Raw genomic sequence first — 25999 nt, 5'->3', positions numbered from 1 at the left:
TATACGATGGCGGCCCGCTGTCCCCAGCACCTTGCGTCGACGCGGGAACCGTTGCGGTCATCCTCGGCTTCCGGGATGGTCGGTGAATCAGCAATGTTGCATCCGTTCATCCTGCACACAGACAGGATATGCGATGTGCGACCACGGCCTCCGTCGCTGGAAAACGAGCTTCCGTGAAGATCGCTCTCATCGCCCACCTGAAGTTCCCCATCGCGCAGCCGTATCCGGGCGGTCTGGAGATGCACACGCATCTCCTCGCCGGCGCCCTGATGCGAAGCGGGCACGACGTGACGTTGTTCGCCTCGGAGGGTTCGGATCCGACACTTGCGCCGGTCTGCGTCTGCCCGCCGACCGGTGACGGGCTCGGCGATCCACTGCGTCATGCGTCCATCGATCGCGCCGAGAACGCGGCCTATGCGCGGATCATGGAGATGGTGCGGGCCGGCGACTTCGACATCGTGCACAACAACAGTCTTCACGACCTGCCGCTGCGCCGGAGCCGGGACCTCGCGGTGCCGATGGTGACGGCGCTTCACACGCCCCCGTTCGACTCGCTTGAGGCGGGCGTGCGCGCTGCTCCCGCCGGCATGCCGTTCGCCGCCGTCTCGAACCACACGGCCGACGCGTGGCGCGAGATCGTCGCCGAGCCGGTCGTCATCGGCAACGGCGTCGAGCTCACGGTCTTCGTCTACCGCCCGGCGCCGGACCCGGTGCCCTACGTGGTCTGGTCCGGCCGGATCGTGCCGGAGAAGGGGCTGCACCTGGCGATCGACGCCGCGCGCGCCGCCGGCCTCCCGCTGCACTTCGCCGGCCCGCGGCCCAATCCCGCCTACTGGGCGGAGTGGATCGCCCCGCGCCTCGGGGACGACCTCGTCGATCTCGGCCATCTCGGCCATGCCGAGCTCGCGCGTCACCTCGGCGGGGCGCGGGCGGCCCTGGTCACCCCGCGCTGGGAGGAGCCGTTCGGGCTGGTGGTCGCCGAGGCGCTGGCCTGCGGCACGCCGGTCGCCGGCTTCCGCCGCGGCGCGCTCCCCGACATCCTCGACGCCACCTGCGGCGCGCTGGCGGCGCCCGACGACGTCGCGAGCCTGTCGGACGCGATCGTCCGCGCCGTCGCCCTCGACCGCCGCGCCTGCCGGCAGCGTGCCGAGGACCTGTTCGACGCCGACGCGATGACCGCCGGCTACGAGGCGCTCTACGACGCGGCGCTCGCCGCGCACGACCTCTCGCTGCTGCCGGTGCCGCGCCTGCGCCGCGTCGCCGGCGCGCAGGCCTGACCATGCGCCCGTCCGAACAGGCGGTCGTCTGCGTGCCCGCCCGCGACGAGGTGCGCTGCCTGCCGCGCCTCCTCCGCTCGCTGGCCGCACAGGACGGCCTCTCGGCCGGGACGCCCCTGCGCGTCCTGATCGTGGCCAACAACTGCACCGACGGCACGGTCGCCGCCGTGCGCGCGATGGAGGCGGCGGGGGAGGCGCCCGCGCTCGCGATCCGGGTGATCGAGGCGCATCTCGAGCCGGCGGAGGCCCATGTCGGCACCGCGCGGCGGATGGCGCTCGATGCCGGCGCCGCCTGGCTCGACGCCGACGGGCATCCCGACGGCATCCTGCTCACCACCGACGCCGACGCGCGGGTGCCGCGGACCTGGCTCGCCGCCAACCTCCGGGCGCTGGAGGGCGCCGAGATCGTCGGCGGCCGTCTCGTGATCGACCCGGAACAAGAGACCGATCCGGCGCTCGCCGACCTGCATGACCGGATCGAGCGCTACTGGGCCGCCGTCCGCCGGATCGAGGACGCGCTCGATCCGCCGCCGCACGATCCCGCCCCCCGTCACGGCGACCATACCGGCGCGAGCCTCGCGCTGCGCGCCGCGCTGTATCGCAGCGTCGGCGGCCTGCCGGCCCTGCCGCGCGGCGAGGACAACGCCCTCGTCGCCCGCGTCCGCGAGGGCGGCGGACGCCTGCGCCACTGTCCCGAGGTGTCGGTGATGGTCTCCGACCGCGCCGCCGGCCGGGCGCAGGGCGGCATGGCCACCGAGATGGTCCGGCGCGCCGTCACCGCCCGCGCCGGCCTCCCCTACCGCCTGCCCGCACCGAGCCACTGGGAAGCCGTGATCGCGCGGCGCGCGGCGCTGCGCAGCGTCTTCCGCGGCACGGCCGGACCCGGGCGCCTTGCCGCCCTCGCGGCGTTCGGCCTCACCGAGGCGGACCTCGCATCCATCAGCCCGGATGCCTGCGTCAACGACATCGCCTTCGTCGAGCGGGCGGGCCCGCTGTGCGAGGCCGCCGACGGACCGACTCCGGAGATGGAGCTCGACGCAGCGCTCGCCGCCTTCGACACGATCCTCCGCCCGAGCGCGGCCGCGTGAAGCGGCCGGTCGGCTACTACGTCCACCATCAGGGCGCCGGCCATTGGCAGCGCGCCTGCGCGATCGCCCGGCACCTCGACCGGCCCTGCACCCTGATCGGCACGCTGGCCGGCCTCGATCGCGACGCGGCGCCGGGCAGCGTGCTCGACCTGCCCGACGACCGCTTGCCCGAGGCCCGTTCGCCCGAGGCCGCTTTCGACGGCCGTGACGGGGCGGCGACGCGCCCCGAGGCCTTCCACTACGCGCCCCTCGGGCTGGCGGGCCTGCGCGACCGCATGGCGGCGATCGCGGCCTGGATCGCGCGGGAAGACCCCGCCCTGATCGTGGTCGACGTCTCGGTCGAGGTCGCGCTGTTCGCGCGCCTGATGTCGGTGCCGGTGCTGATGGTGCGGCTCGCCGGCACCCGGACCGATCCGCCCCATCTCGAGGCCTTCCGCAGCGCCGAGCGCCTGATCGCACCGTTCCCGCGCGCCCTCGACGGCGCGTCCGTCCCGGCCTGGGTGCGCGACAGGACCCATTACGCCGGCTTCCTCGGCGCGACCGCCCGCCCCGGCCCCGCCCCGGACCCCGACGGCCCGATCGTCGTGGTGTTCGGCCGCGGCGGCGCGGGCGGCGATGCCGCCGAGCTTGCCGCCGCGGCGCGCGCGGTGCCGGATCGCGCCTGGCACGTCCTCGGTCCGGTCGCGGGCATGGTCGCCGATCCGCCCCCGAACCTGCACCTGCACGGATGGGTCGCCGAGATCGGCCCGCATCTCGCCCGCGCCGCCCTGGTCGTCGGGGGCGGCGGCGACGGCGTGGTCGCGGCGGTGGCGGCTGCGGGACGCCGCTTCGTCTGCCTGCCCGAACCGCGGGCCTTCGGCGAGCAGACCGAGAAGGCGGCGGCGCTCGGGCGCCTCGGCGCCGCCGTGGTGCGCCCGTCCTGGCCGGAGGCGTCCGCCTGGCCCGCCATCGTTGCGGCCGGCCTCGCCCTCGACCCCGCGGCGATGTCCGCCCTGCACGATCCCGACGCCGTGCCGCGGCTGGCCGCGACGATCGAGCGGATCGCCGCCGGCCTCGACGTACGCTGAGCCCGCGCTCAGAACGGCCGGTCGGCGGGGACCTGCGCCGCGGCGATCTCGGCCTCGGTCGGGGAACGCAGCACGGCGAGGCCGCTGGCGCGGTCGGCCGCCACCAGCCCGAGCCCGGCGAAGGCGTCGAGCCAGCCGTCCATCGGCCAGATCCCATGGCGTCGGTGGAAGCGCCGGGCGTTGGCGACGATGTCGGTGAAGTGCTGCAGCGGCGGGTCGCAGGACAGGTGGTGCTGGTGGAAGGCGTGCATCCCGCCGGCGAACAGCACCGGCACCCCGGCCTGCGCCGCGCGGAAGGCGAGGTCGGTGTCCTCGGCGCCGTAGCCCGTGAAGCCCTCGTCGAAGCCGCCGATGCGGTCGTAGGTGGCGGCCCGCACCGCGAAGGCGAGCGACCAGAACAGGCCCGGTTGCGGCGCCGGGATCACGCCGGCCTCCGGGAAGCGGCGCGCCGGATGACGGTGGCCGACCCGGTCGAGGCCGGCTTCGGTCCAGCCGTCGGAGACCGCAGCGCCCGGAAGGTAGCGGATCTCGCAGCAGATCAGCCCGTCGTGCTCGGCGACGGATGCGGCGAGCCCGGACACCAGGGTCGCCGACGGGATGCAATCGACGTCGAGGTAGACCAGGACGTCGCCGGACGCCGCGCGGCGTCCGGCGTTGCGGGCCGCGGCGAGGGGCAGGCCGTCGCGCCGCAGATGCGTGCGCCGCACCGGGAAGCCGAGATCCGGCAGCGGGCCGTCGTCGCCGCCCATCTCGACGATCACGGCCTCCGCCGGCGGCGCGCCGCGCCCGAGGCCTTCGAGCAGGCGCGCGAGATGGTGCCCGCGGCCCTTGTTCAGGGTGACGACGCTGACGCTCACGCCGAGACCTCGGCCGCGACCCCGTCCACGTGCAGCACGTCGAGGCGGTACTCGGCGGCGCGGATCCGATGCACCGGCCGTGCGAAGCGCGCATCCGCGATCAGGGCCTCGGCCGCGGCGTCGCCCGAGAGCGGATAGTCGGTCTCGCCGAGCCAGTGCACCAGCACGATGTCGCCGCCGGGCAGGATCGACGACCCGATCCGCGCCGCGATCCGCGCGACGTCCGCGCGCGAGAAGAAGTACGCCACCTCCGACAGCACGATCAGGTCGAACCGGCCCGCCGGCCAGGCATCCGGGATCGCGCAGGCCTCGAAGCGCACCCATGGCGTCGCGGCGTTGCGGGCGCGGGCGGCGGCGAGCGCGGTCTCGACCACGTCGATGCCGAGCAGCGCCGCGCAGCGCGGCGCGAGCCGGTGGGTGAGGACGCCGATCGAGCAGCCGATCTCGAGGCCCGAGGCGTAGCGCTCGCGCGGCAGGGCTTCGAGCGTCGCGGCGTACTTGGCGGCCTCGTAGGCGCTGGTGGTGAAGCCCCACGGATCGGGATCGGGGTCGGCGCCGTAGAGCCCGGCGAAGTAATCCGGCGTCAGCGAGTCGGCGCGGCGGCTCATCGCGGCAGCTCCACGAAGCGTTCGTAGGGGCCGCACAGGCGCTCGACCATCGCCTCCGATAGGCGGAAGCCGTCCGGATCGTCGGCGATCAGCCGCGTCGTCTGCGAGGCGTGCGCCGCGACCGCCCGGCGCTTGGCGGGGCGGTGCGCCTCGACGTCGAGCCGGAAGCCGGTCGGCGCCGGCCCGACCTCGCGCTCCGGCGGCAGGGTCCAGCCCCAGACCGGGTAGGCGTAGGCGCGGATGCCGGGGATCAGCGGGCGGGCGAGCCCGACGATGTCGGCCGCCGCGGTGTGATCGCAATGCGGGTCGTGGCGCCAGGTGACGAAGACCGCATCGGCCCCGCTCTCGCGCACGGCGTCCGCGATTACCTCGGCCGCGGCCTGCGCCGTCGCGCCGGTGCTCGGCACGTGCGCGTCGGGCAGGCGCAGGAAGGCGACGTGCTCGGGCGCCATCCCGAGCTCGCCGACCGCCCGGCGGGTCTCGTCCTCGCGCAAGTCGCGCAGCCGCTCGGGCGGGTACAGGCGGGAATTCGGATGCGAGCCGCAGCCGTCGCTGACGACGACGAGCCGGACGGGCAGGCCGCGCGCCCGCGCCTCGGCGATCAGGCCGCCGCAGCCGAGGCTCTCGTCGTCGGGATGGGGGGCGACCACGACGAGGCCGCGCGTCGCCATCGCCGAGAGATCGGCGACGGGCAGGGTGTCGAGGAGGGGCAGGAAGGCGTCGGCGCGCATCGGGTCTCGGCGGTTCGCAGGGCTCGGCGCGACGGGGTCGTGCGTCGATGCGGCTGTCAGGTCGGTTCGGGGTCGTGCCAGAGTGCGTGGACCGGGGCGTCGGCCCCGGCGACGTAGGCCGCCGCGCTGACGAGGGCGCCGTCGGGGGCCGGCTGGCGCAGGTAGGTCGCGAGGTCGCGCACCAGCCGCTCGAGCGGGTGGGCTTCGAGGAAGCCGGAGAGGCCGACCGAGCGCTGGGCCAGCTCGATCGCGTCGAGGCCCGCCCGCTCGACCGCGCCGCGGGCGAGGGCGACGTAGGCGACCGCCCGGTCGCCCTCGACGGGCTCCGTCGTCGCCAGCCGGGCGGCATGCTCCACGAACAGGCGCGCGGTCTCGGCGGCCGTGGCCGCCTGCCCGAGGCGGGCGCGCTGGTGCGGATCGCCGCCGCGGCCGGTCGCGGTCAGGTGGCCGCGATGCGCCTCCAGCACCGCTTCGATGCCGCCGCACTGGACCGCCAGGAAGCGCCACGCCCCGGCGGCGAAGAACGGCTGGCGATAATAGTCGTCGGGGGCGCCGATGCGGTCCAGGGGCTCGACCCGCAGGCCGGAGAAGTCGACGGTGCCGGTGGCGGAGGCGCGCATCCCGTGGGCGCGCCAGTCGGCGAGCTCGGCGCGGGCTTCCGGATCGAGCGGCACCACGAGCATCTGGCGGCGCCCGTCCGGCAGCCGCGCGGTCACCAGCGGGCGCGTGACGTGCCCGGCCCCCGAGGCGTAGGACTTCGCGCCGGTCAGCACCGCCGGATCCGCCTCCGTGCCGAGCGCGAGACCGCCCGGCTCCGCCGGCTCGGTGTTCCACACGCCGAACAGGTGCCCGGCACGGGCATCGGCCGCGAAGCGCGCGCGCACCGGATCGCTGCCGTAGCGCAGCACCAGCGCCAGCGCGTTGACGTGGCCCTCGTAGATCCGCCCGACCGCGAGGTTGCCGCGCCCGATCCCGCGCAGCACGTCGCGCAGGCGGTCGGCGCCGCCGGGCGTGCACAAGCCCGCTCCGCCCAACGCCTCGGGCAGCGGCGCGACGAGCAGCCCGGCGCCGCGCAGCGCCGCGATCGCCTCGACGGGGAAGCTGCCGTGCCGATCGGGCGCCGGCGCGCGCGCCACCGCGGAGGCGGCGAGCTCGGCGATGCCGACGGGGCGCGCGTTCACGAGCGCGATGGGGAGGGGAATCGTCATGTTCGGATCCGCAGAATGACGCGTGCGCGTGAACGCGCCATGTACGGACGCGCGAAGGTTCAATCAGCGGTAGGCGCGGCACGTTCCGGTCGCCCGGAAGGCTTGACCGTCGCACCAGCATGATCCTTGCTCCAGGTCCGAACCGGCCGAAACGAGTCCGGACCGGCCGAAATCCGAGAGGGCTCCTCGTGCTGCTGACGCCTCGCGAAAAAGACAAGCTCCTCGTGGCCATGGCCGCGCAGGTCGCGCGGAACCGCCTCGCCCGCGGCGTCAAGCTCAACCACCCGGAGGCGATCGCGCTGATCACCGACGTCGTGGTCGAGGGCGCCCGCGACGGGCGCTCGGTCGCCGAGCTGATGCAGGCGGGCGCCAACGTGCTCACCACGGACCAGGTGATGCCGGGCATCGCCGAGATGATCCACGACATCCAGGTCGAGGCGACCTTCCCCGACGGCACCAAGCTCGTCACCGTGCACCATCCGGTGCGCGGCGCGCCCTCCCCCGACGTGCCGGGCGCCGTCACCACGCTGCCGGGCGAGATCGTGTTCAACGAAGGCTGCGAGCGCACCGTGGTCGAGGTCGCCAATGTCGGCGACCGGCCGATCCAGGTCGGCTCGCATTACCATTTCTTCGAGGTCAACCCGGGGTTGCGCTTCGACCGGGAGAAGGCCCGCGGCCGGCGCCTCGACATCGCGCCGGGCACGGCGGTGCGGTTCGAGCCCGGCTCGACGCGGGAGGTGGCCCTGGTGCCGCTGTCCGGCGGGCGGACGGTGTACGGCTTCCGCGGCGACGTGATGGGGGCGCTCTAGCATGGCCAACACGCCCCCCCGCGCCGCCCTCCCCCGCGCCGCCTATGCCGACATGTTCGGGCCCACGACCGGCGACCGCATCCGGCTCGCCGACACCTGCCTGGAGATCGAGGTCGAGCGCGACTTCACCACCTACGGCGAGGAGGTGAAGTTCGGCGGCGGCAAGGTGATCCGCGACGGGATGGGGCAGAGCCAGGTCACCAACGCCGACGGCGCGGTGGACACGGTGATCACCAACGCAGTCGTGCTCGACCATTGGGGCGTGGTGAAGTGCGACGTCGGGATCGTGAAGGGGCGGATCGTCCGGCTCGGCAAGGCCGGCAACCCGGACATCCAGCCGGGCGTCGACATCGTCGTCGGCCCGGGCACCGAGGTGATCGCCGGGGAGGGCAAGATCCTCACCGCCGGCGGCTTCGACAGCCACATCCACTTCATCTGCCCGCAGCAGATCGACGAGGCCTTGTGCTCGGGGATCACCACCATGCTCGGCGGCGGCACCGGGCCGGCGCACGGCACCTTCGCCACCACCTGCACGCCGGGCCCCTGGCACATCGCCCGGATGATCGAGGCGGCCGACAGCTTTCCGATGAACCTGGCGTTTGCCGGCAAGGGCAACGCCTCGCGCCCCGAGGCTCTCGTCGAGATGGTGCGGGCCGGCGCCTGCGCGCTCAAGCTGCACGAGGATTGGGGCACCACGCCGAAGGCGATCGACACCTGCCTGACGGTCGCCGACCAGCACGACGTGCAGGTGATGATCCACACCGACACGCTGAACGAGTCGGGCTTCGTCGAGGACACGATCGCGGCGTTCGCCGGCCGCACCATCCACGCCTTCCACACCGAGGGCGCCGGCGGCGGGCACGCGCCCGACATCATCAAGGTGGCGGGGCTTGCGCACGTGCTGCCCTCGTCCACCAACCCGACGCGGCCCTACACGAAAAACACTATCGACGAGCATCTCGACATGCTGATGGTGTGCCACCACCTCGACCCGTCGATCCCGGAGGATCTCGCCTTCGCCGAGAGCCGCATCCGCAAGGAGACGATCGCGGCCGAGGACATCCTGCACGACATCGGCGCGCTCTCGATGATGTCGTCGGACAGCCAGGCCATGGGCCGGGTCGGCGAGGTCGCGATCCGCACCTGGCAGACGGCGGACAAGATGAAGCGTCAGCGCGGCGCCCTCCCCGGCGACGCCTCGGGCAACGACAACCTGCGGGCGCGGCGCTACATCGCGAAATACACGATCAACCCGGCGATCGCGCACGGCGTGTCGGCCCATATCGGCTCGGTCGAGCCGGGCAAGCTCGCCGACCTCGTGCTGTGGTCGCCGGCCTTCTTCGGGGTGAAGCCCGACCTCGTGATCAAGGGCGGCATGATCGCGGTGGCGCCGATGGGCGATCCCAACGCCTCGATTCCGACGCCGCAGCCGGTGCATTACCGTCCGATGTTCGGCGCCTACGGCCGCGCGCCGTTCGCGACCGCGCTGACCTTCGTCTCGAAGGCCGCGATCGCGGACGGCCTGCGCGAGCGCCTGGGTGTCCAGAAGCAGCTCGTCGCGGTGGAGAACGTGCGCGGCGGCATCTCGAAGAAGAGCATGATCCTCAACGACGCGACGCCCGAGATCGAGGTCGACCCCGAGACCTACGACGTGCGCGCCGACGGCGAGCTGCTGGTCTGCGAACCGGCCGACGTGCTGCCGATGGCGCAGCGGTACTTTTTGTTTTGAGGTAGGATCGGCACGTTCGAGGAGAGCCACGATGTCGAACGCCGCGCTGAGACCGCCTCCGGCGGCCGATCCCTATGAGACGGACTTCTATCTCTGGACGCAGGCCCAGGCCGAGCTGCTGCGGGCACGCCGGTTCGACGAGCTCGACCTGAGGAACCTGATCGACGAGGTGAGGAGCGTGGGCGGCAGCGAGAAGCACCAGATCGAAAGCCGCCTGGACGTTCTTCTCGGCCATCTCCTCAAGTGGAAGTACCAGCCGGGATTGCGCAACAACAGCTGGACGGCCACGATCTTCGAGCAGCGGACCCGGATCGGCCGTGTTCTGCGCGCCAGCCCCAGCCTCAAGCGCTACCCGGCGGATGTCTTCGACGCGTGTTACCTGTCCGGCCGCCTGCTGGCGTCGAAGGAGACCGGCATCGACTTCACGCTGTTTCCCGAGGTGCCGCCGTTCACGGTCGTTCAGGCGCTCGACCTCGACTACCTGCCCAAGGAGCCCGACCTGCTGGATCAGTCCTGACCCCATGATCCGCGCCACCCGCGTCATCCGCGCCGACGTTCTCGCCGGAGCCGAGATCGTCGACCGCATTGTGCTCGACCACGGCGACCGGCATCGCCGCCGCATGGCGATGCGCGGCGTCGGCGGGCTCGCCTTCCTGCTCGATCTGCCCGAGCCCATGGTGCTCGACGACGGCGACGCGCTGGCGCTGGAGGATGGGCGGCTCGTCTGGGTCGAGGCCGCGCCCGAGCGCCTGCTGGAGGTCCGGGCCGGGTCGGACCTCGCCCTGAAGCGGCTGATCTGGCATATCGGCAACCGGCACATCCCGGCCGAGATCACCGCGGACGCGGTGTTCATCGCCTTCGACCATGTGCTGGCCGAGATGGTGCGGGGCCTCGGCGGCAGCGCCGAGCCGGTCGAGCGCCCGTTCCGACCGGAAGGGGGCGCCTATGCCGGCGGCCACGCCCAGGCGCATGGCCATGATGTCGGCGACCCTGGCGAGCCCGCGGGCGGCCGCGCCCATCATCACGGCGACGGGCGCTACCACACCCATGATTGAGCGCATCCGGCTGATGGCGTGGCTGTCGCCGACCTACCCGGTCGGCGCCTACGCCTACTCGCACGGGCTCGAATGGGCGGTGGAGGCGGGCGACGTCGCCGACGAGGCGGGCATCTCCGGCTGGCTCGGCGACGTGATGGAGCACGGGGCCGGCCGCAACGACCTGATCCTGGCGGCCCACGCCCACCGCGCCGCGGCGGCGGCGGCTCTGCCGGACCTCGCCGGGATCAACGATCTCGCCCTGGCGCTGGCGCCGTCGCGCGAGCTTCACCTCGAGACGAGCCAGCAGGGCCGCAGCTTCCTCGACGCGACCCTGGCGGCTTGGCCGTGCCCACCCCTCGACGGGGTCGCCGGGGCGCTGCCGGGGGCGGTCGCCTACCCGGTCGCGGTCGGGGCCGCCGCGGGCGCGCACGGCATGGACCGGCCGGGGATGCTGGCCGCCTACGGACTCGCCTTCGTCCAGAACCTCGTCTCGGCCGCGTTGCGCGCCGCGCCGATCGGGCAGGCCGCGGGCACGCGGATCATCGCCGGCCTGAGCCCGCGCATCGCCGCGCTCGCCCAGCAGGCGGAGGCCTGCAGCCTCGACGACCTCGGCTCGGCGACGCTTCGCCTCGATCTCGGCTCGTTCCGGCACGAGACCCAGTATTCGCGGATCTTCCGCTCGTGATCCTCTGACGGAGCTTGCCCCCATGGCATCGAACAACGGACCCTTGCGCGTCGGCATCGGCGGGCCCGTCGGCTCGGGCAAGACCGCGCTGATGGAGCAGCTGTGCAAGCGCTTCCGCGACGCCTACGAGATCTGTGCGATCACCAACGACATCTACACCAAGGAGGATGCCCGCATCCTCACGGTGGCCGGCGCGCTCCCCGAGGAGCGGATTATGGGGGTCGAGACCGGGGGCTGCCCGCATACGGCGATCCGCGAGGACGCCTCGATCAACCTGGCGGCGGTGGCCGAGATGCGCCGGCGCTTCCCGAAGCTCGACCTGATCCTGATCGAGTCGGGCGGCGACAACCTCGCGGCGACCTTCTCGCCGGAGCTCGCCGACATCACCCTCTACGTCATCGACGTGGCGGGCGGCGAGAAGATCCCGCGCAAGGGCGGCCCCGGCATCACCCGCTCGGACCTGCTCATCGTCAACAAGACCGACCTCGCGCCGCTGGTCGGCGCCGATCTCGGGGTGATGGAGGCGGACACCCGGCGCATGCGCGGGCCGCGGCCCTACGTGTTCGCATCCCTGCGGGAGGGCGCGGGAGCCGACGCGGTCGCGCGCTTCGTCGTCGAGGCCGGCGGCCTCGGTGGGATGCCGTCGCGTTAGTGCTCGGCGTTGGCCGAGCGGGAGCGGGCCGTCCCCGGGCTCTGCGGGACGCCGACCATCAGCGCATCGAGGCGGCTCATGCGGGCGGAGAACTTCTGGTCGGTCTCGAGGGCGGCGCGGTCACGCGGGCTCAGCGGCTTCGACCGGGTGTCGCCGGCGTGAGCCGAGGCGATCGGCAGGGCGGCGAGGACGAGGGCGGCGATGCGCAGGGACGATGTCATGATCATCACTCCATGCCGGCTCGGCCGTTCACGCGCGAGCACGGGTCGGCCTTCGGCAGGACTTCAACGTAGGGGTGAACGTGCGGCCAAGCTGTGCGCTGTCGCACCGCGGCCGGCGACCGCGCGCATCTCGACAGCCGGATCGATCGATGCAAGGTTTCGTTCGGGATAGCGCCGGCCGGAGGCATCGTGTCCGCCGGCTGTGATGGAGCGGGCATGTCGCCGGAATTGCAGGAATCGCGTGCGGCCCTGATCCTGATCGCCGTCGTGGTCGTATCCGTTCTGATCTTCGGGGCCGTGACCCTGTTCAGCCAGATCGGCTGATCGTCCCCCCTCGTCCGGTCTCGAGCCTCGCCCGAGCGATGTCGGGAAACGAACGGGGCGACGTCTCGGCCTCGTCGGCCGGGCCTGCGCGCCTGCACTGGGCTCGAACAGCATTCCCAGCATCGGATAGCCCTGCATCCCCCAGGAATCGGTAGAATGCAGCGGTGTCGAGCCTGATCCGAGTGTTGAATTAACGCGTTGTTAATTCCATCTTGGGTTGTATATCGGCGGTTCCCAAGCGAAACTGCAACCGAACCGTGGAGGTCCTCCATGCGCTCAGAAACGATCGACCGGTCCCGCTCGCGGCCCGTCGACCTGACGGCGGCCCTGTCGGCCTCCGGCGTGGTCGGAACCTGGGCCTGGTCGGCCCAACCCGACCGCTGCATTCTGGATGCCGGGGCCGCCGACGTTCTGGCGGGAGACCATGCGATCGCCGGGCTGCCCGTGCCGTTCGAGCGGGCCAAGGCCCGCGTCCATCCCGACGACTTGCCGAAGCTGTCGCGCCACTTCAAGCGCCTGCGCCGCAGCGGGGGCCTGTTCGTCGCGGAATACCGCACCGTCTCGACCGCCGGCCGCGTCCGCCGGATCCTCGATCGCGGCCGGCTCGTCCGCAACGAGTCGGGGACCGTGCTGCACGGCCACGGGATCATCATCGACGTCACCGAGGGCGATCTCGACCTCGGCGCCTTCGCCGAGATCGAGCGGAAGGACCCCTCGGCGATCCTCGACACCGCCGCCGCCCACGCCTTGGCCTGCCGCGAGACGATCGATCAGCTCGACAACTCGGAGTTGCGTCTTCTCGTCGACGTGCTGCTCCTCAGCCTCGGCCAGCAGATCGCCGCCCTGTCGCGCGGGCCGGGGCGCGGGCACTGATCGTCGAACCGGCCGGTGCGGCGCGCGTGCCGCCGCGCCGCCGGCGAGGCCGGGCTTCGGCACATCGATCGTGCCGGGCCGGGCGTCCGGCAGGCGCCGGGCCGAAGCGGCGACGTGCTACTGTACCAGCACGGCCTGGTTGCACATTGTGCCGTCGACGGTGACGTCGGCGTAGCCGAGGCGCAGCCCCAGGATGCGCAGCGTCGTGTCGAGCACCATGTCGAGGGCCGGGGTCACCGCCATCAGCGCGGTCGACAGCAGCGGCCCGAGCAGGGGCGGCACGATCAACCCGTTGATCGAGAGCGACAGGCCCTGGACCAGGCTTCCGGTCAGCGATTGCGTCAGGCCGGTGGTGGACACGGTCTTAGTGACCTGCCGCGTGATCTCGTCGTCGGAGAAGGTTAGGGTCTGCGGCGCCGGGCTGGCGATGGTCGTTCGCGCCGTTCCCTGCACCGTCAGCAGCGGCAGCGCGATGAGGTTCGCGAACCGGCTCAGGTCGGGCGTGCCGGCGCCGACCGCGATGCTGCTGCGCGGGACGTTGGCGACGGCGAGGGTCGCGAGGCCGGGCTGCGCATCCACCGTCGCCTGCCGCCGGGTCGAGGCGGTCCAGGGGCAGGCGACCCCGCGCAGGGTCGCCGAGGCTTGCGCCGCCTCGAGATAGATCGGCAGGGTCACGGTTCCGAGGCCGAGCGGCGCGGTCAGCGTCGTCTCGAGCAGCATCCGCACCTGCGCGGTGTGGACCGTCGCGTTCGGCGTGCCCGGCTGGACGTAGCCGGAATCCTGGCGCCGCTCGCCGATCGCCAGCGTCAGCCGCGTGTTGAGCAGGCCCGGGACCGTCGCGCCGAGGTCGAGCGCGATCTGGTTCTGGCCGTTGGCGTTGGCGGCGATGTCGGAGATCACGTCCATCAGGCCGACGAGGGGGCCGGCCGCGCCCCGCGCCGGGGACAGGGCGGCCGCATCCCCGAGGTCGACGACCTGCGCCACGGGGATCAGCGCGCCGGCGTTGGGCAGCGCGCCCATCAGCTTCGTCAGCGCCGTCACCGCGGCGCCCGCCCCCGACGTGCCCTGTGCCGCGACCTTGAGGGCGGCGGTGAGCTGCCCGACGCTGGCGTTGGCGGCGACGAGGTCGGTGTAGTCCGCCGCCTGGAGGTTCAGGTTGGTCGCCAGCGCGTCGAGGAAGCGGAAGGCGTCGACCTGCATCGACAGCAGCGCGTTGTAGTCGAGGACGGAGAGCGAGAGCTTCGTCCCCAGCATCGCCCCGAGCAGGGCGTTGGCGATGCCGCCATCGAGCGCGGCCACGCCGGAGCCGATCGAGATGGCGGCGAACTGCGCGCTCGCGGCCGTGCCCGTCACCTGGATCGGCACGGTCTTGGGCAGGCCGAGCACCTGGGCGAAATGCACCGGCACCCCCGTCCGCAGCCCGACGCGGACGGCATTGGCGGGGCTGGCGCCGGCCTGGAACCGGCTGGCGGGCGCGATCCTGGCGTTGCCGGCGTAGCTCCCGGGCGAGACCGTCACCGTGGCGGCGGCGTAGCCGTTGTCGGCCAGCGAGCGGCGGGCGAGCGCGTCGGCCCCGCCGCCGCCGGCGGCGGCCAGCATCGCGGCGATGTCGACGGCACCCTGCGCCTTGCGCTTGGCCTGCACCACCATGCCGAGATCGATCCCGACCGCGGCCGCGCCCATCAGCGCGGTGGCCCCGAGCGCCACCAGAACCGCGACCGAGCCGCCCCGGGCCGATCGCAGGTCGCGCGCCCGGCGGCTCACAGCCCGCCCCGGCGCACGCTGACCGTGCTGGTGAAGATGTCCGGCGGCAGCGGGACCAGCTTGCCGAGGGACTTCAGCCCGAGCCCGGAGGAATCGTAGGTGAGCGTGACCGTGTAGACGGTGGCGTCGCTCGGGCTGGTGCCGACCGAGACCCCGACGCTGCCGGCCTTGAACATCGCGCTGGCGGCGAGGCTGCGCTGCACCACCGCCTGGGCGAGGGAGGCGCGCTCGCCGTCGCTGACGCCGGCGACCGAGGCGCGTGCCGCCTCCGCCGCGATCTCGCGCAGGGTGTGCGTGGCGCCGAGATAGATGCCGAAGGCGGAGATGCCGGCGAACAGCAGCAGCAGGAGCGGCGTGACCAGCGCGAACTCGACCGCCGCGTTTCCGCCGCGGCAGGCCGCCAGCCTTCCACCCCCGCGTCCCGCCCTCATTCCCATCGCACGCGATCCCATGAGCTTGCATCGCAAACCGGCTATGCAACCTACCGTATGGGTTTCGGCTTAAGGAAAGGTGTAAATACAATCCGGAGTTGTATATGCCGGTCTCAGGCTGCGGCGGCTTCGTCGCGCGCGGCCGTCAGCATCGCCGTGATCTCGTCGGCCGTGCGCGGCCGGCTGAACAGGAAGCCCTGCATCTCCTGGCAGCCCTCGGCCCGGACGGCGGCGAGCTGTTCCTCGGTCTCGATGCCCTCGACCAGCGTGGTGATGCCGAGGCTGGTGCCGAGGCTCACCAGGGCGCGGATGATCGCCCCGGCCTCGGTCGCCTTCCCGGCATCCTGGACGAAGGACCGGTCGATCTTGATCTTGTCGAAGGGGAAGCGGCGCAGGTAGGTCAGGCTCGAGTAGCCGGTCCCGAAATCGTCCATCGAGATGCGGATGCCGGTCCGGCGCAGCAGATGAAGGGTCTCGAGGTTGGCCTCGGTGTCGTCGAGCAGGACGCTCTCGGTGATCTCGAGCTCCAGCCGGTCGGACCGCAACCCGCTCGCTGCCAGGGCGAGCAGCACCGTCTGCGCGAAGGTGCGGTGGCGCAGCTGCACGGCCGAGACGTTGACGGCGACGCTGATCCCGGCCGGCCAGGCGACGGCGTCGCGGCAGGCCCGGTTCAGCACCCATTCCCCGAGGGCGACGATCAGCCCGGTCTCCTCGGCCACCGGGATGAAGGTGGCCGGCGGGATCAGCCCGCGCTCCGGATGGCGCCAGCGGACCAGGGCCTCCAGGCCGGTGACCCGGTTGCTGTCGAGGTTGACCAGCGGCTGGTAATGCACCTCGAACATCCCGTGCTTCAGGGCGTCGGCGAGGTCGCGCTCGATCGCGCGGCGGACCTCGGCGGTCTCGTCCATCGCCGCCTCGAACAGGCAGGCGGTGCCGCGGCCCTTGCCCTTGGCGTGGTAGAGCGCCGTGTCGGCGTTCTTGAGCAGGCGGTCGATGTCGTCGGCCGCCTCGTCGGCGATGGCGATGCCGACACTCATGCCGATCTCGACGGTGTAGCCGTCGAGATCGTAGGGCGTGCTCACCAGCTCGATCATCCGCTCGGCCAGGGCCAGCGCGCCGGCCGCGTCGGCGACGCGGTGCAGCACCGCGAACTCGTCCCCGCCGAGGCGCGCCACCAGGTCGCCGGTGCGGACCCGCGCGCAGAGCCGTTCGGACACCGCGCGCAGGAGCGCGTCGCCCGCGCCGTGCCCGTGCGTGTCGTTGACCGCCTTGAACCGGTCGAGGTCGAGGCAGAGGATCGCGAGCCGCGTGGTCTCGCCCGCACGCCGCGGCTTGCCGAGCATGCTGAGGCCGTGCTCGCGCAACGCCGTGCGGTTGGGCAGGTCGGTGAGCGCGTCGTGGCGCGCCATGTGCGCGATCCGCGCTTCGTTGCGGCGGCGCTCGGTGATGTCCTCGAAGGTCGAGACCCAGCCGCCGTCCTCGATCGTCCGATAGCACACGGCGAGGATCCGGCCGTCGGCGAGCTCGCGCTGGATCGGCTTCGGGTCCGGGTCGAGCAGGGCCTGGCGCGTGCCCTCGCACAGGGCGTCGACGGTGGTGCCTCCGCGATAGCAGCCGGCCCCCACCAGCATCGCGCAGATCTCGCGCTGGGACATCCCGATCCGCAGGGCCTCCGGTGCCAGGCCGAAGATCTCGCAATAGCGCTGGTTGTAGACGACGAGGCGTGCCGCCTCGTCGAACAGGCACAGGCCCTGGGTCATGTTGCTCAGCGCCGCCTCGAAGCGCTTGTTCTGCTCCACCAGGCTGGCGTGCGAGGTGCGCAGCTCCGCGAGCGCGTCGGCGAGGGCACTGCGCGCCTGGCCCTCGGAGCTGATGTCGGTGCCGGTGCCGCGATAGCCGCAAAAGGTCCCGTCCGGCGCGACGACGGGCTCGCCGCTGATGCGGAACCAGCGCACGTGGCCGTCGGGATGGGCGTAGGGATAGATGAAGCCGGTGAAGGCCTGCCGCCGGTCGAGCGCCGTGAAGTAGGGCTCCCAGAAGCTGCCGTCGCCGCCGTTCGCGGCGATCGTCATCCGCGACGTGCCGGTCAGCGCGCCGGCGGTTCGGCCGAGGAAGCGTTCCACCTCGGGAGACAGATAGGTGAAGTTCTGCGCGGCATCGGTCTGCCAGACCCAGTCGGAGTCGATCCTCGCGAGCTCTTCCAGGGTTTGAACGGGCATTCGGGCACCATCAGTCGTGATGCGACCCTCCACGACAGGGATTAAGATTTTATTCGCATTCCCTGCCGCGCGTGGGCGCATCGCCGCCGGAGCCCGACGCCCCTGAGCGCGTTTGACGCTGGCGCGCGACGCCGCCACCCGCGGGTCGCGATCGGCGAAGGTTGGAGCAAGGCCCATGTCGAGCGGTGGCGACGATCTGTTTCCCGGGTTCGAGGCGCTGTGGACCGAGGCCGCCTGGGGCAAGGCCTTCGCCCGCGTCGGCGGCCCGGCGGATGCGCCGCCGCTCCTGCTGCTCCACGGCTTCCCGCAGAGCCACGCGCTCTGGCACCGCATCGCCCCCGACCTCGCCCGCGACCACCGCGTGATCTGCCTCGACCTGCCGGGCTACGGCTGGTCGGCCGCTCCAGAGGGCGATCCGGCCCACGACGGCTACTCCAAGCGCCGGATCGGCGGGGCCATCGTCGCGCTGATGGAGCGGATCGGCCATGTCCGCTTCGCGCTCGCCGGGCACGATCGCGGCGCGCGGGTGGCCTACCGCCTCGCCCTGGACCAGCCCGCCCGCGTCTCGACGCTCGCGCTGCTCGACGTCGTGCCGACGGCGGTCCAGTGGGAGCGGATCGAGGCCGCGCCGGGCGCCAACCCGCACTGGCCGTTCCTCGCCGAGCCGGCCCCGAACCCGGAGACCGCGATCGGCAGGGATCCCGACGGCTATTTCCGGACGCTGATCGCCGGCTGGACGTCGGCCAAGGACCTCTCGGCGTTCGACCCGCGCGCGCTCGACCTCTATGCCCAGGCCTGGTCCGTGCCCGAGCGCATCCATGCGATGTGCGAGGATTACCGCGCGGGCGCCGGCCCCGACCGCGCGGCCGACCGGGCCGACATCGCCGCCGGGCGGACCTTGGCGATGCCGGTCCTCGTTCTCGCCAGCAGCCGCTACCTGGATCGCGACAAGCCGGAGACGGCGCTCGCGGCGTGGCGGCGGACGCTGGCCCCGAACGCGGTCGGCGCCGAGATCGAGTCCGGCCACTTCCTGGCCGAGGAGAACCCGGCCGCGACCCTCGCGGCGCTCCGCCCCTTCCTCGAGAATGAAGCTCCGCGCAAAGCGTAACACGGAGGGCGACGCCCGCCGTGGTTGCGCGGCCGCCCTTCGCCTAGCATGCGCCCCGGACCGCCCGAACGGCGGCCGATCGACAAGATCACGTCTTCCGGGAGGATACGCATGACCAAGGGACAGGTCCGTCTCGCGCTGGCGGTCGCGCTCGCCGCGCTCGCCGCACCCGCCGCCGCGCAGGGCTTCTCGGACGGCGTCGTGAAGATCGGTATCCTCAACGACCAGTCCGGCACCTACGCCGAGTTCGGCGGCCGCTCCTCGATCGAGGCGGCGCGGATGGCGGTCGAGGATTTCGGCGGCTCGATGAACGGGACGCCGATCGAGCTCGTCTCCGCCGACCACCAGAACAAGCCCGACATCGCGTCGGGCATCGCGCGGCAATGGTACGACCGCGACAACGTCGACGCGATCATGGAGCTGACGACCTCGTCGGTGGCGCTCGCGGTTCAGGGCCTGTCGAAGGACAAGCGCAAGATCACCATCACCACCGGCGCGGCCACCGCCGACCTCACCGGCAAGGCCTGCACGCCCTACGGCTATCACTGGGCCTACGACACCCACGCGCTCGCGGTCGGCACCGGCGGCGCCCTGGTGCAGCAGGGCGGCGACACCTGGTTCATGCTGACCGCCGACTACGCCTTCGGCTACTCGCTGGAAGCCGAGATCGCCCGCTACGTCACCTCGAAGGGCGGCAAGGTGCTGGGCAACGTCCGCCATCCGCTCTCGGCGCAGGACTTCTCCTCGTTCCTGCTCCAGGCGCAGGGCTCCGGCGCCAAGGTGATCGGGCTGGCCAATGCCGGCCTCGACACCTCCAACAGCATCAAGCAGGCCGCCGAGTTCGGCATCGTCGAGGGCGGGCAGCGGCTCGCGGCGCTGCTGTTCACCCTGGCGGAGGTAAAGGGTCTCGGCCTCAAGGTCGCGCAGGGCCTGACGCTCACCGAGGGCTGGTACTGGGACCTCACCGACGAGACCCGCGCCTTCGGGCAGCGCTTCATGAAGCGCACCGGCAAGATGCCCAACATGATCCACGTCGGCACCTATTCTGCGGTGCTGCAATACCTCAAGGCGGTGAAGGCCGCCGGGACCGACGAGACCGAGGCGGTCAACACGCTGCTGCACACGATGCCGGTCGACGACGTCTTCGCCAAGGGCGGCAAGGTGCTGCCGAACGGGCGCATGGTCCACGACATGTACCTGTTCGAGGTCAAGAAGCCCGCCGAATCCAAGGGCGAGTGGGACCTCTACAGGAAGCTCGCCACCGTGCCCGGACCGGAGGCCTTCGCCACCGCCGAGGCCAGCGGCTGCCCGCTGACGACGGCGGCGAAGTAGGACCGGAAAGCAGGGACGAAGCGGCCGGCCCGTGGCGGCCGACCCGTGGCGGCCGACCCGTGGCGGCCGACTCCCATCCCCCCCCCTGATCCTGAGGTGCGGCGCGAGCCGCCGCGAAGGAGACCTCGAAGGAGACCTTGAGGGATCGCGCGTCGGCGGGAGGCCTCCTTCGAGGGCCGCCGAGGCGGGCGCCTCAGGATGAGGCGGCGGGTGGGAGTGACCCTTGCCGAAGGCGCATCGGGGAGACTGTCGCGACGGCCGCCGCTCAGACGGCCATCAGGCGCAGAACGCCCTCGCCGCGGCGGTGGCCCACGGCGGTGACCGCGACCTCCGACAGGCGGCGATCGGCCACGAGCCCGGCGGCCAGGGCGGCCCCGAACGGCGCCGTCACCTCGAGGCCGTGGCCGATCAGGTCGCCCAGCGCATGGACCGGCCGGTCGGGCGCCAGGGCGGACAGGCGCGCGTGCTCCTCGCCGGTGATCGCCGCGACGCCGGTGGCGCCGGAGACGACCGCTTGCGCCTGCCCGATCCCGGCCTGCCGCCACAGGGCGTCGAGGCTGGTCGAGACGCTGCCGGGCGCGCGCCGGGTGCGGTCGCTCGCGACCGGTCCGAGGCGGGCGAGCGCCCGCGCCCCACGGGCCGCGGCGGTCTCGGCGGCTTCGAGCATCAGGAAGGCCGCGCAGCTGCCCAGGATGAACCCGGGTGCGTCGTCGCGGGCGAAGACCGCCGCGTAGTCGGGCTTGCGCAGGAAGCCGCCCATCTCGTGGACGACCATCACGTCCGGCCGCTCGGCGCTGTAGGACCCGCCGACCAGCATCGCGTCGATCTGGCCGGAGGCGATCCGCGCCTGGCCGATGCGCAGCGCGTCGACGCCGGCCGCCTCCTCGCCCATGAAGGTGCGCGACGCGCCGCTGACGCCGTGGACGATGGCGATGTTGCCGGCGAGCAGGTTCGAGAGCTGCGCCAGGAACAGCGTCGGCCGCAGGTCGTTCTGCAACCGTTCGTTGAGATAGGCGCCGGGATCGGCGGCATCGCGCAGGCCGGTGAGGATCGCCCCGTCGACCGCGTAGTCGCGCTCGCCGCCGCCGGCCGCGACCACGAGGTGGAGCGCCTGCTTGAAGGCGGCGTCGTCCTTCACGCCGGCCGAGTCGAGGGCGAGCCCGGCGGCGTAGACGCCGAGGCGCTGCCACGCCTCCATCTGCCGCTGGTCGGACTTCTTCGGGATCTGACCGTCCCAGGCGAGCGCCGGCGCCGGGTGGACGGGATAGGGCGCGAACGTCGTCGCGTCGGTCCGCGGCGGCGTGCCGGCCGCGAGCGCGTCGAGATGGGCGGCCAGGCCCTCGCCGGCACAGGAGACGAGGCCGATCCCGGTGACGACGACGGCGCGGCTCATGCGGGTTCTCCTGCCGGGGCCTCCGCCGGATCCCCGTCCATCACCAGGCCGATCTTCGCGGTGCGCGCGCGCATCAGCGCGTCGAGCCCGTCCGGGAACGGCATGGTGCGGAAGCGGAGCTCGGCATCGGCCAGGAGCTTGCCGTCGTGGCGGATCGCGGCCTTGGTCACGGCGTAGCCCGAGCCGTCATGCTCCAGGCTCGCGGTGACGCTGAGCGTCGCCCCGGGGCCGACGAAGGAGCGGAAGCGCGCCTTGTCCACCGCCATCAGGAACGGCATCTGCGCGAAGTTCAGGTGCGCGAGCACGAGGTAGCCCGAGGCCTGCGCCATCGTCTCGGTGAGCAGCACGCCAGGAACCAGCGGATGGCCGGGGAAGTGCCCTTCGAAGACCGGGCTCTCCATCGGCACCTGGGCCAGGGCCTCGATCCGGCCGGCGGCGCGGTCGAGGCTCACCACGGAATCGATCATCTCGAAATATTCGAGGCGCATGGGCTGCCGATCCGCAGGCTTTCGGAGGGTCGTTCGGTCCGGGCGTCGCCGCCCGGGTCTTGCCGGTGCCGGTCTCGGTGCCGAGACCCCGGGATCAGACCTTGGCGGCCTTCTCCGCGACCAGCGCGTCGATGCGGGCGCAGAGGTTCTTCAGCACGAAGTACTCCTCGGCCGGGACCTTGCCCTCGTTGACTTCCTGGGTCCAGCGCTCGAGCGGCAGCTTGATCCCGAAGGCCTTGTCGACGGCGAACGCGATGTCGAGGAAGGCGAGGCTGTCGATGCCGAGATCGTCGATCGCGTGGCTCTCGGGCGTGATCTTCTCGCGCGGGATGTCGGCGGTGTCGGCGATGATGTCGGCAACGCGCTCGAAGGTGGCGGTGCCGGTGCTGGGCTGGTCTGACATGCGTTCTCGCCGAATCGGGATTGGTGCGACGGGCCGCCGCCGGTGCTCGACGCGGCGCCCCCATCCGCACGGCCCAGTGGCGGAGGGCGCCGCGCGCCGCCCCGTCATGTGGCCGCGACCTCTACACGAGGGGGTCCGGCCCGGCAACCGTGCCGCCCCCGGGGCCCGGATTCCGCGTATGGCAAAGGTCCCGCGGCGGCCTACATGAGCGCGCGGCGGATCGCGCCGGAGGACCCGCCTGATGGACCAGACGCTTCGCACCGAACACGCGCCGCCGCTTCCGCCGGTGGAGAAGGCCAGGGGCCAGGGCGTCGCCCGCGTCGTGCTGGTGCTGGCGCTCGCCGCCCTCGGGCTCTGGATCCTGTCCGGCTTCCTGCCGGCGCTGGCCTGGGCGGTGGTGCTCGCGATCGCGCTGTGGCCGCTCTACGTGCGCGTCGAGCGGCGCTTCCCGCCGGGCGGACACAACGTCGTGCTCCCGCTTGTCGCGACGCTCCTTGTCGCCCTCGTCTTCCTCGCGCCGCTCGTTGTCCTCGGCATCCAGGCGGCGCGCGAGGCCCACGACGTCCTCGACTTCGTGCGCGCGGCCGAGAAGGACGGCATTCCCGTGCCGGACGTCGTCAACCACCTGCCCTACGGCGCGGCGCAGGCCTCGGCGTGGTGGAGCGCCAACCTCAGCCATCCGGATGCCGGCTCCGACATGCTGCGCAGGCTCGACAACGATTCGGTGATCGGGGTGTCGCGCAACGTCGGCAAGGAGGTCGTGCACCGCGTCGTGTTGTTCGGCTTCAGCCTGGTCGCGCTGTTCTTCCTGTTCCGCGACGGCCGCACCATCCGCGATCAGGTCCTCGTCGCCTGCAACCGCCTGTTCGGGCCGCGCGGCGAGCGGGTCGGCCGGCAGATGGTCGCCTCGGTGCATGGCACGGTCGACGGCCTCGTCCTCGTCGGCCTCGGCGAGGGCGTCGTGCTCGGCATCGTCTACTACTTCGCCGGCGTGCCGCACCCGGTGCTGCTCGGCGCGTTCACCGCGGTCGCCGCGATGATCCCGTTCGGCGCCGCGCTCGCCATCGCCATCGCGGCGCTGCTGCTGGTGGCCGCCGGCTCGGTGAAGGCGGCGGTGATCGTGGCCGTGGCCGGCTTCGTCGTGACGTTCGTGGCCGACCACTTCGTGCGCCCGGCGCTCATCGGCGGCACCACCAAGCTGCCGTTCCTGTGGGTGCTGCTCGGCATCCTCGGCGGGGTAGAGACCTTCCACCTGCTCGGCCTGTTCCTCGGCCCGGCGGTGATGGCGGCGCTGATGCTGCTGTGGCGCGAGTTCACGGTCGGCGCGGACGCGAAGGCCCCCTGACATGCGAACGGCCGCGGGATCCGAGATCCCGCGGCCGTTCGGACATGACCAGTCAGGCGCGGCGGCACGGACCCGCGTGCCGCCGGCGCCCGGGATCACATCGGCGGGGTGAGGCCGTCCTTGCCGACGGCGATCAGCTTGCCCTCGATCTTCGATCCGGCCTTGTCGACCACGGCGAAGATCTTCGATCCGGGCATCAGGATCGCCTTGTCGGCCGGCTCGAAGGCGACGATCGGCGCGGTCGGCGGCACCTCGATGGTCTTGGCCGCACCGTCCTTGCCGTAGCCGACGGTCAGCGTCTTGGTGCCGGAGGCGCCGGCCGTGTCGGCCTTCACCGTGCCGTTGGTCATCGCGCTCTTGACGCGCGGCGTGCCCGACTCGGCCTTGACGGTGCCGTTGGTCATCGAGCTCTTCACCGCCGTGCCGCCCGCGGCGGTGTGGTCGGTGATCGAATCCCAGCCGTAATGGCCCTCGCCGGTGCCGCGCATCGACTCGGGGAACAGCACCACCTCGAGCGCCGTCATCGGGTTCTCGCCCTTGGTCGCGGTGCCGATGAAGACGCCGTCCTTGATCTGGTCGAGGCTCGACTTCACCACCCAGGCGAACTTGGCGCCGCCGACGTCGATGGTCTCGTTCGCGCCGTCGACGGTCTTGATCGTCACCATGCCGCCGTCGGCCTTCTCGATCGTGCCGCGGACGCGCTCCAGCGCCTGGGCCGAGAGGGCGGCGCCGGACAGGGTCATCAGGCCGGCAAGGGCGAGGACATTCAGGGTCTTCATGGGGCATCTCCCGGTTGTGGTCGGGAGGTTATGGGGCGGCGGCGGCCGCAAAACACCCTTGCGCACAATCTATTCGCGGTCGCCGGCTCTTATTTGTGGCTCAGACGCGCATCGCCCGGCCGGCGCGCCCGGCCCGCATCATCCGCGGCGGCCGAGCTCGGCGACGTAGCTGCGCAGCAACGCCACCCGTCGCGGGCGGAAGCTGGTGCCGGCCGGTTCCGCCGCCGCGATGCGGTCGGCGCGGAACATGCGGAACGCCGCGCGCAGGCAGCACCAGGCCAGCACCGTCATCTTGTCGTCGAGGTAGACGATGGAGAGCGGCAGGATCGTCCGCACGGTCGTCGCTCCGTCCTTGTCGGCATAGCGGATGGTCACCGCCTCCTCGCGCCAGCACCCGGTGCGGATCGTCGTCATGTCGAAGGTCGCCGGGTAGCGCGTCCCGAAGCGGCGGACCTGCGACACCGCGTGGAGCAGGTGCTGCTCGCGCCGGTCGGACAGCGTCGCCGCGACCTTCGCCAGCACCGAGGCGGCGGCCTCCGCGAGCGCCGGGTCGCCCATGTGGCGGACCTCGCCGAGACCCAGCACCAGGGCCTCGATCTCAATCCGGTCGAAGGTCTGCGGCGGCAGCGCGACGTCCTCGACGAGGCGATAGCCGTAGCCGCGCTCGCCCTCGATCCCGGCGCCGGCTGTGCGCAGGCTGTCGATGTCGCGATAGATCGATCGCAGCGACACCCCGGTCTCCTCGGCCAGCCGGGCCGCCGTCACCGGCGCCGGCAGGACGCGCATCGCGTGGAGCAGTCGGAGAAGCCGGTCGGCTCGGGCCATCGTGCAACTGACGGAAACTGGCAGGAGACCTTGGCTAGACCATCCCCTGCCGACCCGCCAGCAGGAGATCGCCGTGATCACGCTCTACCATTCCCCCAACAGCCGCTCGACCCGCATCGTCGCCCTGCTCAAGGAGCTCGACGCCCTCGACGACGTCCGGATCGAGCGGGTGACCATCCCGCGCAGGGACGGGTCGGGGATCCGCGATCCCGGCAACCCGCATCCCGAGGGCAAGGTGCCTATGCTCGACCACGACGGCACGCTGGTCCGCGAATCGAGCGCCATCGTGCAGTACCTCGCCGAGCTGTTCCCGAAGGCCGGGCTCGCCGTCCCCCACGGGCACAGGCAGCGCGGCGCCTATCTCGGGTGGCTCGCCTGGTACGCGGGCGTGCTGGAGCCGGTTCTGGTCGTCGAGGCCGCCGGGCTGGATCACCCGTTCCTGACGCAGACGTTCCGGGACGGCGCGGAGGCCAGGGCACGCCTGGCCTCCGCACTCGCCGGCGGCCCGTTTCTGCTCGGGGACCGCTTCACCGCGGTCGACCTGCTGCTGCACTCGCCCTTCGCGTGGTTCGGCAAGCCCGGCGTGCCGGCCATCGATGCCTGGGTCGATCGTTGCACCGCGCGGCCCGGCGCCGCCTTCGCGGCGGCGTTCGACGCGGCGCAGGCGGCCGCCTGATCCGACCGGCACGCACCGCATGAAAAGAGCCGCCGCGGGACGGACCCGCGGCGGCTCGACGACGTGTCGT

The 25999-nt window shown here is 72.5% G+C and carries 28 protein-coding genes; 15 read left to right on the top strand and 13 right to left on the bottom strand.

From position 1 onward, the window contains the following. Positions 1-173: 173 nt before the first annotated feature. Genes ACFZ8E_RS10990 through ACFZ8E_RS10980 form a run of 3 tightly spaced genes read left to right on the top strand, consistent with a single transcriptional unit; the run spans position 174 to position 3432 of the window. A complete protein-coding gene (locus ACFZ8E_RS10990; RefSeq protein ID WP_405042772.1) occupies positions 174-1277 on the top strand; it encodes a glycosyltransferase family 4 protein in 1104 nt (367 codons plus the stop codon). Between the two features lie 2 nt (positions 1278-1279). Continuing rightward, positions 1280-2365: a glycosyltransferase gene (locus ACFZ8E_RS10985; protein ID WP_405042771.1), complete on the top strand. Its 1086-nt coding sequence runs from the start codon at positions 1280-1282 to the stop codon at positions 2363-2365. Next, positions 2362-3432, top strand: coding sequence for a glycosyltransferase (locus ACFZ8E_RS10980; protein WP_405042770.1), 1071 nt, complete (start codon positions 2362-2364; stop codon positions 3430-3432). Before ACFZ8E_RS10985 ends, ACFZ8E_RS10980 begins: the two co-directional genes overlap by 4 nt. Positions 3433-3440: 8 nt before the next feature. On the opposite strand, the gene ACFZ8E_RS10975 is transcribed toward ACFZ8E_RS10980, so the two are convergent. The 4 genes from ACFZ8E_RS10975 to ACFZ8E_RS10960 are packed head-to-tail and all read right to left on the bottom strand — an operon-like array spanning position 3441 to position 6836. Then, on the bottom strand, positions 3441-4289 hold the full coding sequence (locus ACFZ8E_RS10975; protein WP_405042769.1) for a glycosyltransferase family 2 protein: 849 nt from the start codon (positions 4287-4289) through the stop codon (positions 3441-3443). Beyond that, positions 4286-4897: an SAM-dependent methyltransferase gene (locus ACFZ8E_RS10970; protein ID WP_147844414.1), complete on the bottom strand. Its 612-nt coding sequence runs from the start codon at positions 4895-4897 to the stop codon at positions 4286-4288. Before ACFZ8E_RS10970 ends, ACFZ8E_RS10975 begins: the two co-directional genes overlap by 4 nt. Next, positions 4894-5628, bottom strand: coding sequence for a PIG-L deacetylase family protein (locus ACFZ8E_RS10965; protein WP_147729492.1), 735 nt, complete (start codon positions 5626-5628; stop codon positions 4894-4896). Before ACFZ8E_RS10965 ends, ACFZ8E_RS10970 begins: the two co-directional genes overlap by 4 nt. A 56-nt stretch (positions 5629-5684) precedes the next feature. After that, the gene (locus ACFZ8E_RS10960; protein WP_147858763.1) at positions 5685-6836 is read right to left on the bottom strand and encodes an acyl-CoA dehydrogenase family protein; all 1152 of its coding nucleotides are present in this window, start codon (positions 6834-6836) and stop codon (positions 5685-5687) included. A gap of 188 nt (positions 6837-7024) precedes the next feature. On the opposite strand from ACFZ8E_RS10960, the gene ACFZ8E_RS10955 reads away from it, so the two are divergent. From ACFZ8E_RS10955 to ureG, 6 genes are read left to right on the top strand one after another with little or no spacing between them, the layout of a single operon-like run. After that, positions 7025-7645, top strand: a complete 621-nt coding sequence (locus ACFZ8E_RS10955; protein ID WP_147729308.1) for an urease subunit gamma — start codon at positions 7025-7027, stop codon at positions 7643-7645. Between the two features lies 1 nt (position 7646). Continuing rightward, complete coding sequence (ureC, locus tag ACFZ8E_RS10950; protein ID WP_405042768.1) at positions 7647-9374, top strand: urease subunit alpha; 1728 nt, start codon at positions 7647-7649, stop codon at positions 9372-9374. Positions 9375-9405: 31 nt separating this feature from the next. After that, positions 9406-9891, top strand: a complete 486-nt coding sequence (locus ACFZ8E_RS10945; RefSeq protein ID WP_147843752.1) for a DUF29 domain-containing protein — start codon at positions 9406-9408, stop codon at positions 9889-9891. A gap of 4 nt (positions 9892-9895) precedes the next feature. Beyond that, complete coding sequence (locus tag ACFZ8E_RS10940; protein ID WP_405042767.1) at positions 9896-10429, top strand: urease accessory protein UreE; 534 nt, start codon at positions 9896-9898, stop codon at positions 10427-10429. Further along, positions 10422-11096 (top strand): urease accessory protein UreF, encoded by a 675-nt coding sequence (locus ACFZ8E_RS10935; RefSeq protein ID WP_405042766.1) that lies wholly within the window; start codon positions 10422-10424, stop codon positions 11094-11096. Before ACFZ8E_RS10940 ends, ACFZ8E_RS10935 begins: the two co-directional genes overlap by 8 nt. Positions 11097-11118: 22 nt before the next feature. After that, positions 11119-11748: an urease accessory protein UreG gene (gene ureG, locus ACFZ8E_RS10930; RefSeq protein WP_405042765.1), complete on the top strand. Its 630-nt coding sequence runs from the start codon at positions 11119-11121 to the stop codon at positions 11746-11748. Here the strand turns inward: ureG and ACFZ8E_RS10925 are convergent. Next, on the bottom strand, positions 11745-11969 hold the full coding sequence (locus ACFZ8E_RS10925; RefSeq protein ID WP_405042764.1) for a hypothetical protein: 225 nt from the start codon (positions 11967-11969) through the stop codon (positions 11745-11747). The genes ureG and ACFZ8E_RS10925 overlap by 4 nt on opposite strands. Positions 11970-12062: 93 nt before the next feature. Between ACFZ8E_RS10925 and ACFZ8E_RS10920 the strand changes: the two genes are divergently transcribed. Then, positions 12063-12293, top strand: a complete 231-nt coding sequence (locus tag ACFZ8E_RS10920; RefSeq protein ID WP_187275569.1) for a hypothetical protein — start codon at positions 12063-12065, stop codon at positions 12291-12293. A gap of 270 nt (positions 12294-12563) precedes the next feature. Next, positions 12564-13166, top strand: coding sequence for a PAS domain-containing protein (locus ACFZ8E_RS10915; protein WP_147729382.1), 603 nt, complete (start codon positions 12564-12566; stop codon positions 13164-13166). Between the two features lie 117 nt (positions 13167-13283). Here the strand turns inward: ACFZ8E_RS10915 and ACFZ8E_RS10910 are convergent, their stop codons facing one another. The 3 genes from ACFZ8E_RS10910 to ACFZ8E_RS10900 form a co-directional block, all read right to left on the bottom strand. Next, a complete protein-coding gene (locus ACFZ8E_RS10910) occupies positions 13284-14930 on the bottom strand; it encodes a TadG family pilus assembly protein (protein ID WP_405042763.1) in 1647 nt (548 codons plus the stop codon). Beyond that, entirely contained in the window at positions 14927-15367 is a 441-nt protein-coding gene (locus ACFZ8E_RS10905; protein WP_405042762.1) for a TadE/TadG family type IV pilus assembly protein, read from the bottom strand. The genes ACFZ8E_RS10910 and ACFZ8E_RS10905 overlap by 4 nt, the downstream gene beginning before the upstream one ends. 107 nt (positions 15368-15474) lie before the next feature. Beyond that, positions 15475-17580: a putative bifunctional diguanylate cyclase/phosphodiesterase gene (locus tag ACFZ8E_RS10900; protein WP_405042761.1), complete on the bottom strand. Its 2106-nt coding sequence runs from the start codon at positions 17578-17580 to the stop codon at positions 15475-15477. Positions 17581-17755: 175 nt separating this feature from the next. Here ACFZ8E_RS10900 and ACFZ8E_RS10895 point away from each other — a divergent pair, with 175 nt between their 5' ends. Further along, complete coding sequence (locus ACFZ8E_RS10895) at positions 17756-18688, top strand: alpha/beta fold hydrolase (protein WP_147728414.1); 933 nt, start codon at positions 17756-17758, stop codon at positions 18686-18688. Positions 18689-18799: 111 nt separating this feature from the next. Then, on the top strand, positions 18800-20020 hold the full coding sequence (locus tag ACFZ8E_RS10890) for an ABC transporter substrate-binding protein (protein ID WP_147728415.1): 1221 nt from the start codon (positions 18800-18802) through the stop codon (positions 20018-20020). Between the two features lie 265 nt (positions 20021-20285). Here the strand turns inward: ACFZ8E_RS10890 and ACFZ8E_RS10885 are convergent, their stop codons facing one another. The 3 genes from ACFZ8E_RS10885 to ACFZ8E_RS10875 form a co-directional block, all read right to left on the bottom strand. Beyond that, positions 20286-21413: a beta-ketoacyl-ACP synthase gene (locus tag ACFZ8E_RS10885; protein WP_243937427.1), complete on the bottom strand. Its 1128-nt coding sequence runs from the start codon at positions 21411-21413 to the stop codon at positions 20286-20288. Continuing rightward, positions 21410-21901 carry a 3-hydroxyacyl-ACP dehydratase FabZ family protein gene (locus ACFZ8E_RS10880; protein WP_147727327.1) on the bottom strand — a complete coding sequence of 164 codons (492 nt, stop codon included), beginning with the start codon at positions 21899-21901 and terminating at the stop codon, positions 21410-21412. Before ACFZ8E_RS10880 ends, ACFZ8E_RS10885 begins: the two co-directional genes overlap by 4 nt. A gap of 94 nt (positions 21902-21995) precedes the next feature. Next, a complete protein-coding gene (locus ACFZ8E_RS10875; protein WP_147727326.1) occupies positions 21996-22304 on the bottom strand; it encodes an acyl carrier protein in 309 nt (102 codons plus the stop codon). Positions 22305-22545: 241 nt separating this feature from the next. On the opposite strand from ACFZ8E_RS10875, the gene ACFZ8E_RS10870 reads away from it, so the two are divergent. Continuing rightward, positions 22546-23649: an AI-2E family transporter gene (locus tag ACFZ8E_RS10870; RefSeq protein ID WP_243934893.1), complete on the top strand. Its 1104-nt coding sequence runs from the start codon at positions 22546-22548 to the stop codon at positions 23647-23649. Positions 23650-23744: 95 nt separating this feature from the next. On the opposite strand, the gene ACFZ8E_RS10865 is transcribed toward ACFZ8E_RS10870, so the two are convergent. After that, a complete protein-coding gene (locus tag ACFZ8E_RS10865; RefSeq protein ID WP_405042760.1) occupies positions 23745-24428 on the bottom strand; it encodes a metal ABC transporter permease in 684 nt (227 codons plus the stop codon). A 138-nt stretch (positions 24429-24566) separates the two neighbouring features. After that, on the bottom strand, positions 24567-25253 hold the full coding sequence (locus ACFZ8E_RS10860; protein WP_243937424.1) for a YafY family protein: 687 nt from the start codon (positions 25251-25253) through the stop codon (positions 24567-24569). A 73-nt stretch (positions 25254-25326) separates the two neighbouring features. Here ACFZ8E_RS10860 and ACFZ8E_RS10855 point away from each other — a divergent pair, with 73 nt between their 5' ends. Beyond that, entirely contained in the window at positions 25327-25929 is a 603-nt protein-coding gene (locus tag ACFZ8E_RS10855; RefSeq protein WP_244031813.1) for a glutathione S-transferase family protein, read from the top strand. Positions 25930-25999: the final 70 nt, after the last annotated feature.

Source organism: Methylobacterium sp. HMF5984 (genome assembly GCF_045033435.1).
GTDB lineage: Bacteria > Pseudomonadota > Alphaproteobacteria > Rhizobiales > Beijerinckiaceae > Methylobacterium.
This window is presented reverse-complemented; position numbering and strand designations above follow the sequence as displayed.